The sequence below is a fragment of the Actinomycetota bacterium genome, from assembly GCA_019347575.1.
In the GTDB taxonomy this organism is placed as follows: Bacteria; Actinomycetota; Nitriliruptoria; order Nitriliruptorales; family Nitriliruptoraceae; genus JAHWKY01.
Genome location: JAHWKY010000057.1, coordinates 1 through 12,787, shown reverse-complemented (window position 1 = coordinate 12,787; position 12,787 = coordinate 1). Strand labels below are relative to the sequence as shown.

The window sequence follows — 12,787 nt, the reverse complement described above, 5'->3', positions numbered from 1 at the left end:
GGTCACGTCGATCCGCGGCCGCCCGAGCTCCTCCAGCGGGATCACCTCGATGCCCGTCACGCGGCGCGACTCCCGCGCCCACACCGGCCGCACCGATGACGCCGCGGACCGCACCCCACCCGGTCCCGTACCCCCAATGGGTCAGGTTGGAGAACCGCTCCCGCGCGTCCTCGCCCTCGAACTCATCGATGCCGAGGACCTCCGACGCCGCATCCGCGGGCGCGGAGCTGGCTCCCCGCTCACGCAGCTTCTGTTCGATCGTGCTCGACACCGTCATCACTGCGGTACCGACCAGGCCCGCCGCCAAGCCTCTGCCGACCGAACCCGCCAACTTCGAGAGCGTCGGACGCTGCATCGCTGATCCTGTCCCTCGCTTCCACTAGGACGCTACGAACCGTCCATCCACGAGGGGCGGGACGCCACGGCTGAAAGGGAGCGAGATCGGCGGAATATCCCAGCGGCAGATCGACTAGCCCAGACGTTGGTCGTCTCCGGTCGACGGACCGATCAGATGGGAACGTTCGGTCGTCAGATCTGTGCGCTGCGTGGGCGCACCTGCGGGCCCCGGCCACGCTCGGCGCCAGGGGGGGCACCACGTACGAACGCCGGTACTGAGCGGCGAAGAACGTCCGGCGCACCCGGGTTGCCGTTGGTGAGCCCGGGACGTCCGGGCGACACACCCGAGATCGAGGAGCAACGATGGCACGCGTACCGAGGAGCTGTCCGCCCTGCTGGATGTCGCCCGCGAGGTGGCGGCCAACAAGGGACACGTGGCCGACGACACCTGGCAGGCCGCCCTGGACGCCGGATGGAGCGAAGAGCAGCTCCTCGAGGCGTTCGCCGACACGATCCGCACGATCCTGACCAACTACTTCAACCACGTCGCCGGAACGGAGATCGACATCCCGAAGGCGCCGCGGGTCGCATGAGGGGCTCGCCCACGAGCCGCAGAGAGGGAGAGAACGCAAGGAGAGGGGACAACGATGGATACGCAGAGGATCAGTGCCAGCACCATCGCAGGGATCGTCGGAGGTCTCGCCTTCGGTGCCCTGCTGCACACGCAGGGGATGATCGGGATGATCGCCGGTCTGGTAGGTGGTGAAGGACCCGCGCTCGGTTGGGTCGTCCACCTGGTGATCTCGGCGATCATCGGAGCCGGCTTCGGTCTCACGCTCGCACGTGCTGTGTCGGGTTGGGGCTCCGGGCTGGGGTCCGGTGTCGTGTACGGCGCGATCTGGTGGGTGCTGGGACCCCTGCTCATCATGCCGATCTGGATGGGCATGCCCACCTTCCAGATCAACGAGCAGGCGGTGACGAGCCTGATCGGGCACCTCCTGTTCGGCTTCGTCCTCGGAGCCGTGTACGTCGGCGCGAGCGAGCTGGCGAGCGAGGAACTCGTGCCGGATCGGACCCGGACCGCATGAACCCGACCGCCTGACGGTCACCCCGCGCGTCAGGCACGGCGCCGCCCACCCACCCTTCATCGGTCACGGGTGGGCGGCGTCGTCCACCGACCTCCAGGCGCCTTCCATGCCAGCGTCCCGATGGCCCGGGATGTGGGGGCATCCGGCGCGGACACGGACAGCAGGAACCTAGTTCAGTGGGCAGGCGACCGACTCGGGACCGTTCCCGGTGAACGCGACCCCGAAATCGCGAGCCTTGTCGACGTCGACCGCGTCCAGACGCATCTTGCGTGTCCAGGCGGTCGCCACGAACGGGGCGTCCAGAGCAGGGTTGGGTGCGACCAGCACATGGGAACCGAACTCGTCCGCGAGGTCAGCCAGCGCCTGCACCTCGTCGTCCTGCACGTCGTCGGGCCGGTACTGGTAGACGATCGCGCCGTGCTCGAGGGTGTGGATCTGCTGATCGGCGGTCATCACCCGGTCGTGGACGCCGCAGACCGCCCCGCCCTGGTGGTTGCCCGAGGTGGGAGCGGCCTCGGTCGTGGTCGACGGCACGTGATCGCGTCCCCGGTGCGGTTCGCTGACGACGAGGTCGCCCAGACGGCCCGCTGCGGCACGCGACTCCCGTCCCGTCACGTACCAGAGGCCGCCGGCGAGACCGACCACGAGCACCGCCACCACCGTCGTCACCGCGACGCGCCTGGTCCGACCCCGCAACCGCCGTCGACGGCGGCGCTGGCCACGCCGCTCCTTGGCGGCGCGGCTGCGTTCCTTCTTCAGGCGGCGCCGCCGTTGGGCTGGGGTCTCACCGATGATCGATCTCCCGGTCAGGTTGGGTCACCACGATCGCCCGCGCGTGACCGCGCGCTCCGATGCCGTCTGGTCCGTCGTCCTGCATCCCGGTGTTCACGCCGAGGGAACCAGCCGATGACGGTCTGTGTTCCAGCCCGACCTGCGGACGGGACGCGTCATCCGGGAAGGTCGACCTCGACGGTTCGCCTACCCTGGTCGCGTTACCTGTCCTCCGTCCTCCGAGGTACGCGATGCAGCTGGATGTCACCGCCGAGGCCGCCGACCTCATCCGCCGTAAGGGCGGGACCGCAGCGTTGGACTTCATCAGCGCCGTCGGTTGAGGTGGCCGGCCGGAGGTGTCGGTCGACATCTACCTGAAGGGCAAGGACACCAGCAGCTACGAGCTGGTCCGTCACGAGGACATCGAGGTGCTCGTCGCCCCTGACATGGCCCGCTGGTCGGAGCGTGTGCGCCTGGGCACCAAGGGCACCCTGTTCTGGCGCGGGTTCGACGTAACGGTGGAACATGCCCACGGCCCCACCTGACAGCACTGACCTTCGCCGCCGGTCCGGCGGCTCACGGCGGTGCTCCCGTTCATCCGCATCTCGGCCATCGCCAGCGGGGCGTGCAAGATGGGACGATCCGCGATGGAAGGCGCCGCGCCGAGAGCGGGTTGGGTAGAGCGAGACGTCGCCTGTCTCGATCGATCGCCGCCGATCCCAGGGATCCCCGTGGACACACCTCTGCATCAGCTTCAACAGTTCGGACAGAGCGTCTGGTACGACAACATCCGGCGTGCCCTGCTGACCAGCGGCGAGCTCGACCGCTACACGCGGGATTACGCCGTGTCCGGGGTGACGTCCAACCCGACCATCTTCGAACGGGCGATCTCGGGAAGCGACGACTACGACGACGCGCTGCGCACCGCGGTCGACCGCGGTCTGGGCGATCCGGAGGAGCTGTTCTGGGATCTCGCCGTCGATGACATCCGGGACGCCGCAGACGTGCTGCGGGACATCTACGACCGCACCGACGGTGCTGACGGGTTCGTATCCCTGGAGCTGCCCCCTCGACTGTCGCGTGACACCGACGGATCGATCGATCTGGCTGTACAGCTGTACGACCGGGTGGACCGCCCCAACGTCATGATCAAGGTGCCCGGCACGCCGGCCGGCGTGCCCACGATCGAGGAGCTGATCTTCCGGGGAGTGAACGTCAACGTCACGCTGCTGTTCTCACTGCCCCAGTGGCGGGCCGTCGCCGATGCGTACGTGCGCGGACTCGAGCGACGCTTCGAGGACGACCTCGACCTGGACGTCGCGTCGGTCGCGTCGTTCTTCATCTCACGCATCGACGGCAAGGCCAACGATCGCCTGCCGGCGGATCTGCGGAACCTGCTCGGTGTCGCCAGCGGTCACCTCGCCTACGTCGCGTACCGCGATCTGCTCCGCTCCGACCGGTGGCGGGTCCTCGAGGAGGCGGGAGCCCTGCCCCAGAAGGTGCTGTTCGCCAGCACCTCCACCAAGGACCCGCAGCTGCCCGAGACCTACTACGTGGAGGAGTTGGCCGCGCCGGGCACGGTGAACACGATGCCGGAGGGCACGCTCGTGGCCGTCGCCAAGGCCGACGGCATCGGCCAGCCCCTGTCCGAGGACGCCAGCGGAGCCGAGGAGGTCACCCGACGCGCAGAAGACGCCGGCGTGGACCTCGAGGACCTCGGTCGCGAACTGCAGGAGGAAGGCGACCAGAAGTTCGCCGACTCGTTCGAACGCCTGCTCGCTTGCATCGAGGACAAGGTCGAAGAGCTCGAACGGGATACGTCGGAGGCATCACGACTCGGACCGCCGTCCGCGCGGGTGTCGGAGGTGGTCGAGGACCTCTCACGGCGCGACGCGGCCCGCAGGCTCTGGCAGCGCGACCACACGCTGTGGCAGGACGATCCCACCGAGGTCGCGGACCGTCTCGGGTGGCTCGACAGCCCCGAGGAGATGGAAGGGCGGGTCGACGAGCTCCAGGCGTTCACCAAGCAGGCGGTCGCCGACGGACTCACCCACGCGCTGGTGATCGGGATGGGCGGCTCGAGCCTGTTCCCGATCGTCGTCCGGGACGCCCTGAACGGCAGTGACGAAGCCCTGGAACTGGAGGTCCTGGACTCGATCGACCCCGACGCCATCGCCCGGGTCGCCGATCGCCTCCCCCTGGACTCCACGCTCGTGCTCGCCTCGTCGAAATCGGGCACGACCGTGGAGACCCGCTCGTTGCTGGAGTGGCTGTGGGACCAGGATCGCGACCCGCAGCGCTTCGCGGTGGTCACCGATCCGGGCACGGACCTGGCCGAGCTAGCACGCGAACGAGGGTTCCGTCGGGTCTTCGAGAACCGCTCCGACATCGGCGGCCGGTACTCCGCGCTGTCCTACTTCGGTCTCGTCCCGGCCGCGCTCGCGGGCGTGGACGTCGCCGAGCTCCTTCACCGCGCCGGACGCGTCGCCACCGGATGCGCAGGTTGCGTCGAGCCCCCGAACAACCCGGCGGTGCAGCTCGGCGCCGTCCTGGCCGGAGCTGCCCTGGCCGGCCGGGACAAGCTGACCCTCGTCGTGGACGACCGCCTGGCGGCCTTCGGCCTGTGGGTCGAGCAGCTGATAGCCGAGTCGACCGGCAAGCACGGCACGGGGATCGTGCCGATCGTCGACGAACCCCTAGCAGCCCCCGAGATGTACGGCGACGACCGGCTCTTCGTGGGGATCGGCGCCGACCCCACCCGGCTGTCGGCACTGGCTGAGGCCGGACATCCCGTCGTCGACCTCCGCGTCGACGACGCCGTCGACCTCGGAGGCGAGGTCATGCGCTGGGAGATCGCCACCGCTCTCGCGGGCGCGGCGCTGGGGATCAACCCCTTCGATCAGCCTGATGTCGAGACGGCCAAGGATGCTGCCCGCGCCGCGCTGGACGAGGGAGCGCCGGACGTCGGACCCGAACCGCTCGCACCGCTGCTCGCGCAGGTCGGGACCGGCGACTACCTGGCGCTCCAGGCCTACCTGGATCCCGAGGACGAGCGTCTGGCTGATCTCCAACGGGTACGGGTGGCGCTGCGGGACCGCCACCGGATCGCGACGACCCTGGGTGTCGGGCCCCGCTACCTGCACTCGACCGGGCAGCTGCACAAGGGCGGCCCGAACACCGGCGTGTTCGTCCAGGTGGTCACCGACCACGAGCGTGACGTCGAGATCCCCGGTGAGTCCTTCGGGTTCGCCACACTCGAGCGGGCCCAGGCCGCCGGTGACCTCCAGGCCCTGCGTGACCGTGGCCGACGTGCGATCCGGGTCCCCCTCGACGAACTGCTGGCCGTCGACGAGTGACACGCGAGGAGCACACGATGAGGATCGGCATGATCGGGCTGGGACGTATGGGTGCCAACATGGTGCGCCGGCTCCAACGCGACGACCACGAGCTGGTCGTCTACGACGTCGACGAGGAAGCGGTCCGCGAGATCGAGTCCGAAGGGGCCGAGGGGACGACCTCACTGGAGGACCTCGTGGCGGCGCTCGACCCGCCCCGGGTGGTCTGGCTCATGATCCCGGCCGGGTTCGTGGGCCAGACCGTCGACCGTCTCGCGGACCTCCTCGACGAGCGCGACATCATCGTCGATGGCGGCAACTCCTACTACCGCGACGACATCGACCGCGCCCAGCAGCTGGAACCGACCGGGATCCGCTACGTCGACGTCGGGGTGAGCGGCGGTGTCTGGGGGCTCGAGCGCGGGTACTCGCTGATGATCGGCGGTGACGACGACGCGGTGGACCACCTCGACCCCGTCTTCCGTTCGCTGGCACCAGGGGTCGAGGCGGCGCCTCGCACCGAAGGTCGGCAGGACGAGCCCGCCCCGGTCGAGCACGGCTACCTGCACTGTGGCCCCACCGGCGCCGGCCACTTCGTCAAGATGGTCCACAACGGCATCGAGTACGGCGTGATGGCGGCGTACGCGGAGGGTCTCGCGATCCTCGAACGTGCCGACGTCGGGGCCGGGGATCAACAGCACGACGCCGAGACCGCCCCCATGGCCCACCCGGAGTACTACCGGTTCGACATCGACGTGGCTGCCGTCACCGAGGTCTGGCGCCGCGGCAGCGTCATCCAGTCGTGGCTGCTGGACCTCACCGCGGCCGCACTCCTGGAGGATCCCGAGCTCGACGGGTTCGACGGCCGAGTCTCCGACTCGGGCGAGGGCCGGTGGACGGTTCTCGCAGCCGTCGACGAGGGCGTGCCCGCGCACGTCATCGCCGCCGCGCTGTTCGAGCGCTTCGCCTCACGCGGCAACGCGGACTTCGCCGGCAAGACCCTGTCCGCGATGCGCAAGCAGTTCGGCGGGCACGAGGAGAAGGCCGAGGGATGACCGACCGCGGTGACGTCCTGGTGCTGTTCGGCGCGACCGGCGACCTCGCGCGCAAGAAGATCTACCCCGCGCTGCTCAGCCTGGCCGAGCACTCGAAACTCCCGGATCGCGTGGTCGCGGTGGCGCGCGACGACTGGGACGACGACGACCTGCGCGGGTACGCCCGGGGATCGATCGACCGGTTCGGCCCGTCCGACCCCGACCATGCCGCGCTGGACCTGCTCACCTCGGCGTTGACGTACGTGCGCGGTGACTACACCGAGGACGCGACCTACCAGCGGCTCCGCGACAGCCTCGACGGAGCCAGCCGGCCCGTCCTGTACCTGGCGATCCCCCCCAGCCTCTTCGAACGCGTCATCCAAGGTCTCGCGGACGTCGGCGTCAACGAGCACGGACGACTGGTGATCGAGAAGCCCTTCGGTCACGACCTCGCCTCGGCGGAGGAGCTCAACCGCTGCGTCCTGCGGGCCTTCCCCGAGGAGGCCGTCCACCGGATCGACCATTTCCTCGCCAAGGAGCAGGTGCTGGACCTGCTCGTCTTCCGGCTGGCGAACTCGTTCCTGGCGCCCGCCTGGAACCGCCACCACATCGACTCGGTGCAGATCACGATGGCCGAGGACTTCGGCGTCGAGGGCCGCGGTGGTTTCTACGACGAGACCGGTGCCGTGCGTGACGTGTTCCAGAACCACCTGCTCCAGGTGCTGGCCCAGGTCGCGATGGAACCGCCGACCTCCGCCGATGCGCAGGCGTTGCGGGACGAGAAGGTCAAGGTGCTCCGGTCGATGCCGTCGATCGACCCCGCGAAGGTCGTCCGCGGCCAGTTCGCGGGCTACCGCGACGAGGACGGTGTCGGGGCGGACTCCGAGGTGGAGACCTTCGTGGCGCTCGAGGCGGAGATCGACTCCTGGCGGTGGGCCGGCGTGCCGTTCTACGTCCGCGCGGGCAAACGCCTGCCCGTCACGGCCACGGACGTGCTGGTCGAGTTCAAGCGGCCTCCACGGTTGTTCTTCGCGCGTGCCGACTGCCCGCCTCCCCACCCCAACCACCTCCTCTTCCGGCTCAAGCCCGGCGAGCAGGTCTCGATCAGCGTCCAGATCAAGGAACCCGGCGACGAGCTCGTCAGCCGGCCCGTCGACCTGACCTACCGCTACGACGAGGAGCGCGAGGGCACGCGCGAGAACGCGTACGCGCGGCTGCTGGACGATGCCATGGACGGCGACCAGCGGCTGTTCGCCCGGGCTGACGGCGTGGAGGAGGCCTGGAGGGTCATCGACCAGCTGCTCGACGATCCTCCGCCGGTGCTCGAGTACGAGCCCGGCTCCTGGGGCCCCGAGCAGGCCGACGAGCTCATCGCCGCGCACGGGGGCTGGCACTGCCCCGAGATCGACGACGATGGGTGAACCGATCCTCTCGATCGACCTCGGAGGCACGCAGATGCGTGCCGCGGTCGTCACCCCCGACGGGCAGATCCAGCAACGCCGCTCCGAGCCCACCCCCCAGGATGCGGAGTGCCCGCAGGCGCTGCTCCAGCTCGCTGGAGACGTCCTCGACAGCGGCACCGTCGAACGGGCGGTCATCGGGGTCCCCGGGCGCGTCCTCTACGCCGCTGGGCAGCTCGAGCACGCCCCGAACCTGCCGCCCCACTGGCCAGGCGCTCTCGACGAGGCACACCTCACCGAACGCCTCCGGGTTGCGGTCGCGATCGCGAACGACGCCGACCTGGCCGCCGTCGGAGAAGCGTACTTCGGCGCCGCACGCGACCACGACGACGTCGTGTACGTCACGATCTCGACCGGGGTCGGAGCGGGCGTGGTGCTCGACGGACGGATCGTGGCAGGACGACGGTCGGCGGTCGAACTCGGGCACACCGTCGTCGACCTCCACGCGGCGACCTCGGGCGAGCCCGCCTCCGTCGAGGAACTCGCGTCCGGCACCGCCCTCGAGCGCGAGGCCGAAGCGGTCGGGCTGCCGGCCGACGGCGCGACCATCGTCGAGCGGGTACGGGAGGGCGACGGGGCGGCGCGGGGCGTGTGGGAGCGGACCGTGCAGGCGGCTGCCACCGCGGTCGCGAACCTGGCCTACCTGTTCACCCCGCAGGTGATCGTCCTCGGAGGCGGCGTCGGCCGCAACGGTGACCTGCTCCTCGACCCGCTGCGCGACCACCTCCGCGACGCCGGACCCCCCGATCTCCCCGAACCCATCGAACTCGTCGTGGCGGCGACCGGCGACGACGCCGGGTTGATCGGCGCCGCCGCCTGGCGGACAGCGATCGGACAGGAGCGACCGTGAGCAACGAGCCCTACCCGGACCAGGAGATCGTGCTGGTGCGCCACGCCGAGACGGAGTGGTCGCTCACCGGACAGCACACGGGCAGCACCGATCTGCCACTGACCGACGAAGGCCGGCGCAAAGCAGAACTCACCGCCGATCGACTCTCGGGACGGGAGTTCGACCTGGTGCTGAGCAGTCCACTGGAACGGGCCATCGACACGGCCCGTATCACGGGGTACGGAGACGTCGCACAGCTGCGCGACGAACTCGTCGAGTGGGACTACGGCGACTACGAGGGCCTGACGACCGCCGAGATCCGCGAACAGGCACCCGGCTGGGTGCTGTGGACCGACGGCGCCCCCGGAGGTGAGACCCCGGCGGAGGTCCAGCAGCGGGTCGACCGGATCGTCGACGAGCTGTGCGACCGCTGTGAGGAGGGTCAGGACGTAGCCGTGTTCGCGCACGCCATCTGCTCCGGGCGGTCGCGGTCCGCTGGATCGGTCTGCCCATCGAGGACGGCCGCCGCCTGCGACTGTCCACCGGAACGATCAGCACGCTCGGGTGGAAGCGTGAGATCCGCGTCATCGACGTCTGGAACAGCGGCTCCCACCTGCGCCCATGAAGGTCACCACGTTCAGCGACCGGCACCTGGCGGCCCGGCACGCCGCGATGCAGATCGCAGCCGCCGCGATGCAGAGCGTCGACGAGCGAGACGCGTTCACGGTCGCGTTCAGCGGCGGCTCGACACCAGCCCCGATGCTCGCCGCACTCGCCGACCTCGACCTCCCGTGGGAACGGACACACGTGTTCCAGGTCGACGAACGGATCGCCCCGGACGGCCACCCCGACCGCAACCTCGAACTGTTGCGCGAACACCTGACCGGCAGCATCCCCGACTGGACCACCCGCGTCCACCCCATGCCTGTCGGCGAAGATGACCCGAGCGCCGCGGCCGTCCGCTACGCCGACGAGCTCCGGCAGGTCTGTGGGGACCCTCCCGTCCTCGACCTCGTCCACCTGGGCCTCGGGCACGACGGACACACCGCATCGCTGGTCCCCGGGGACCCCGTCCTCGACGACGACACCGACGTCGCAGCCACAGGCAGCTACGAGGGCCGCCGTCGGCTGACCCTCACCGTCCCGCTCCTGCGCCGAACGCGGGTCCAACTGTGGCTCGTCGCAGGGGCGGACAAGGCCGAAGCCGTCCGTCGACTGCTCCGGGACGACGCCCAGCTGCCGGCGAGCAGGGTCGTCCGCGACGACGCCCTGCTGATCCTCGACGACGAGGCTGCAGCTCAGATAAAGCCCGACACCCCCGCGAACCGAGGAGGACGACCATGAGCACCACGACCGAGCCAGAGGCCCTGCGTACCGATGTCGTGGCCCGCTGCCACGGCGACGCCGGCCACATCCCGGCCGGCATCGAATGCGACGCGGTCAACGCCGTGCGCTTCCTCGCCGCTGACGCCGTCGAACGGGCTGGCTCCGGACATCCCGGTACGCCCATGGCGCTCGCACCGCTCGGCTACCGCCTGTACACCCGCTACCTGCGCCACGACCCGAAGGATCCGCACTGGCCCGACCGCGACCGGTTCATCCTGTCCGCGGGCCAAGCCTCGATGCTCCTGTACAGCTGCCTGCACCTGGCCGGGTACGACCTGTCGATCGACGATCTGCAGCGGTTCCGTCAGCTCGGCTCGAAGACCCCGGGCCATCCGGAACGCGGTCACACCCCTGGCGTGGAGGTCACGACCGGTCCGCTCGGACAGGGGGTGTCGATGGCGGTGGGGGCCGCCATCACCGAGCGGATGCTCGCGGCACGGTTCAACCGCGACGACCTCGATCCGCTGATCGAACACCGCACCTGGGCGATCGCCAGTGACGGTGACCTCATGGAGGGCGTGTCCGGCGAGACGGCGTCCCTGGCCGGTGCCCTCGGCGTGGACCGCCTGACGGTCGTCTACGACGACAACCACATCTCGATCGAAGGATCCACCGATCTCGCCTTCTGCGAACACGTGCAGCGGCGCTACTCCGCCTACGGCTGGCACGTGGTCCGCGTCGACGACGGCAACGATCTGGCCGCCCTCGACGGCGCGGTCGAGGCCGCACGACAGGAGACGGACAGACCGACGCTGGTCATCGTGCGCACCCACATCGGCTACGGCTCACCCAAGCAGGACAGCGCCGACGCACACGGCTCACCGCTCGGGCAGGAGGCGCTGGCCGCCACCCGCGAACAGCTGGACTGGTCGCACGGGCCGTTCACGGTCCCCGACGACGTCTACGACCACTGGCGAACGCTGGTCTCCGACCGCGCCATCGCCCACGGCCGATGGGAACAGACGCTGGAGCGCTACCGCGAGGTGGACCCCGCAGCGGTCGAACGGTTCGAACGCCAGATCGCCGGCGACCTGCCGGAGGGCTGGTCCGATGAGCTCCCGGGCTTCGAGGCCGGGGACGGGATCGCGACACGCAAGGCGCTCGGCCAGGTCCTCAACGCCGTCGCGCCCGACGTTCCCGAGCTCGTGGGAGGCAGCGCCGACCTCGCGCCGTCCACCTACACGACCATCGAAGGAGCCGGTGACGTAGCCGCCGGTCAATGGGACGGGCGCAACTTCCACTTCGGCGTGCGCGAGCACGCCATGGGCGCCGTGCTGAACGGCATGGCCGCGCACGGCGGCTTCCGTGTCTTCGGAGCCACGTTCCTGGTGTTCAGCGACTACGTACGGCCGGCGATCCGGCTGTCCGCGCTGATGAACCTGCCCGTCACCTACGTGTTCACCCACGACTCGATCGGACTGGGGCAGGACGGCCCGACCCACCAGCCGATCGAACACCTCGCTGCCCTGCGGGCGATCCCGAACCTCACGGTCCTGCGGCCGGCAGACAGCAACGAGACCGCGGACGCGCTCGTGACCGCGATCGCCAGCGACGGACCCGTCGCCCTGGTGCTGTCGCGACAGTCCCTGCCCGTCCTCGACCCGTACGAACGTGATCCGGCCGGGGCGGTGGTCGCCGACGGCGAGGACGCCACCGTCGTCACCACCGGCTCGGAGGTCGACCTCGCCCTGGCGGCGCGCGACCAGCTGGCCGAACAGGGGACCGCTGTCCGGGTCGTGTCCCTACCGTCCTGGGAGCTGTACCGAGCACGACCCGCCGCCGAGAAGCGCGCCCTGCTCCCGCCGGAACGACCGGCCGTCGCCGTCGAGGCCGGCAGCGCACAGGGCTGGCGCGAGTTCACCGACCGCGTCGTGGGCATCGACCGGTTCGGCGTGTCCGCTCCGGCTCCCGAGGTCTACCAACACCTCGACCTGACTCCCGAGAGAGTGACCGAACAGATCCACGAGCTGCTGGACGACCGCGTACAGCGTCCACGGGCATGATCCTTCCACTAACGGTGGACGTGCCCGTTCGGGTCGCCGAGGACTCAGGCGAACCCGTTGTAGACCAGCGCCACCGCGAGCCCGTACACAGCATGGCCCATCAGTAGACCCATGGGTGTACCCGAGCCGTAGTTGACCCCGAAGAACCCGGGCGAGGCGATCCGCAGCGCTCCCGGTTCCGACCGGTAGGTGACGTCGTGTGTGAAGGTCGCAGGAGACTCCATGCGTGGATGGGCCGATCCCATCATCGGGAAGCCGATCGCCCCCGCGACCACCGCGTGCACCAGACCGATCAACACACCGGTCAGCCAACTCGCGGTCCCGAAGGACGCGAACAACGCCGCGTAGGTGGTCCCGAAGACCAGTGTGCCCATCATGATCAGGTGCGTGAACATGCCGATCTTGCGGGCCGTGCCTTCGTCGTCGGTGAACATCGCCCCTTGGATGACGGGCATCGGTGGCATGTTGCTCATGCCCATGCTCGTCCCCATCTTCATGAGCAGGGTCATCGCTACCGCGCCCACGAAACCGCCGACCCAGCCGGC

12 protein-coding genes and 1 pseudogene are annotated in these 12,787 nt (G+C 69.8%); 10 read left to right on the top strand and 3 right to left on the bottom strand.

The window, feature by feature from the left end; translation table 11 throughout:
• Positions 1–138: cobaltochelatase subunit CobN (locus tag KY469_21085; protein MBW3665598.1), on the bottom strand; the 138-nt coding region annotated here is incomplete at its 3' end.
• Positions 139–749: 611 nt separating this feature from the next.
• Between KY469_21085 and KY469_21080 the strand changes: the two genes are divergently transcribed.
• Together KY469_21080 and KY469_21075 are read left to right on the top strand one after the other, a co-directional pair.
• Positions 750–929, top strand: a complete 180-nt coding sequence (locus KY469_21080) for a hypothetical protein (protein MBW3665597.1) — start codon at positions 750–752, stop codon at positions 927–929.
• A gap of 54 nt (positions 930–983) precedes the next feature.
• Positions 984–1,424: a hypothetical protein gene (locus KY469_21075; protein MBW3665596.1), complete on the top strand. Its 441-nt coding sequence runs from the start codon at positions 984–986 to the stop codon at positions 1,422–1,424.
• A 168-nt stretch (positions 1,425–1,592) separates the two neighbouring features.
• On the opposite strand, the gene KY469_21070 is transcribed toward KY469_21075, so the two are convergent.
• Positions 1,593–2,093 carry a DUF3105 domain-containing protein gene (locus KY469_21070; GenBank protein ID MBW3665595.1) on the bottom strand — a complete coding sequence of 167 codons (501 nt, stop codon included), beginning with the start codon at positions 2,091–2,093 and terminating at the stop codon, positions 1,593–1,595.
• Positions 2,094–2,551: 458 nt separating this feature from the next.
• Here KY469_21070 and KY469_21065 point away from each other — a divergent pair, with 458 nt between their 5' ends.
• From KY469_21065 to tkt, 8 genes and pseudogenes are all read left to right on the top strand, one after another.
• Positions 2,552–2,740: a hypothetical protein gene (locus KY469_21065; protein ID MBW3665594.1), complete on the top strand. Its 189-nt coding sequence runs from the start codon at positions 2,552–2,554 to the stop codon at positions 2,738–2,740.
• Between the two features lie 186 nt (positions 2,741–2,926).
• Positions 2,927–5,551, top strand: coding sequence for a bifunctional transaldolase/phosoglucose isomerase (locus KY469_21060; protein ID MBW3665593.1), 2,625 nt, complete (start codon positions 2,927–2,929; stop codon positions 5,549–5,551).
• A 17-nt stretch (positions 5,552–5,568) separates the two neighbouring features.
• Positions 5,569–6,585 (top strand): decarboxylating 6-phosphogluconate dehydrogenase, encoded by a 1,017-nt coding sequence (gnd, locus tag KY469_21055; protein ID MBW3665592.1) that lies wholly within the window; start codon positions 5,569–5,571, stop codon positions 6,583–6,585.
• On the top strand, positions 6,582–7,985 hold the full coding sequence (gene zwf, locus KY469_21050) for a glucose-6-phosphate dehydrogenase (GenBank protein ID MBW3665591.1): 1,404 nt from the start codon (positions 6,582–6,584) through the stop codon (positions 7,983–7,985). Before gnd ends, zwf begins: the two co-directional genes overlap by 4 nt.
• A complete protein-coding gene (locus KY469_21045) occupies positions 7,978–8,874 on the top strand; it encodes an ROK family protein (protein MBW3665590.1) in 897 nt (298 codons plus the stop codon). The genes zwf and KY469_21045 overlap by 8 nt, the downstream gene beginning before the upstream one ends.
• A pseudogene (locus KY469_21040) lies at positions 8,871–9,478 on the top strand (histidine phosphatase family protein). The gene KY469_21045 and the pseudogene KY469_21040 overlap by 4 nt, the downstream one beginning before the upstream one ends.
• The gene (gene pgl, locus KY469_21035; GenBank protein MBW3665589.1) at positions 9,475–10,197 is read left to right on the top strand and encodes a 6-phosphogluconolactonase; all 723 of its coding nucleotides are present in this window, start codon (positions 9,475–9,477) and stop codon (positions 10,195–10,197) included. The pseudogene KY469_21040 and the gene pgl overlap by 4 nt, the downstream one beginning before the upstream one ends.
• Complete coding sequence (tkt, locus tag KY469_21030) at positions 10,194–12,242, top strand: transketolase (GenBank protein ID MBW3665588.1); 2,049 nt, start codon at positions 10,194–10,196, stop codon at positions 12,240–12,242. The genes pgl and tkt overlap by 4 nt, the downstream gene beginning before the upstream one ends.
• Before the next feature lie 44 nt (positions 12,243–12,286).
• Here the strand turns inward: tkt and KY469_21025 are convergent.
• Positions 12,287–12,787: hypothetical protein (locus KY469_21025; protein MBW3665587.1), on the bottom strand; the 501-nt coding region annotated here is incomplete at its 5' end.

Coding starts and splice junctions, on each gene's coding strand:
- KY469_21075 (MBW3665596.1), top strand. CDS start 984: ATGGATACGCAGAGGATCAGTGCCAGCACCATCGCAGGGATCGTCGGA.
- gnd (MBW3665592.1), top strand. CDS start 5,569: ATGAGGATCGGCATGATCGGGCTGGGACGTATGGGTGCCAACATGGTG.
- zwf (MBW3665591.1), top strand. CDS start 6,582: ATGACCGACCGCGGTGACGTCCTGGTGCTGTTCGGCGCGACCGGCGAC.
- KY469_21045 (MBW3665590.1), top strand. CDS start 7,978: ATGGGTGAACCGATCCTCTCGATCGACCTCGGAGGCACGCAGATGCGT.
- pgl (MBW3665589.1), top strand. CDS start 9,475: ATGAAGGTCACCACGTTCAGCGACCGGCACCTGGCGGCCCGGCACGCC.
- tkt (MBW3665588.1), top strand. CDS start 10,194: ATGAGCACCACGACCGAGCCAGAGGCCCTGCGTACCGATGTCGTGGCC.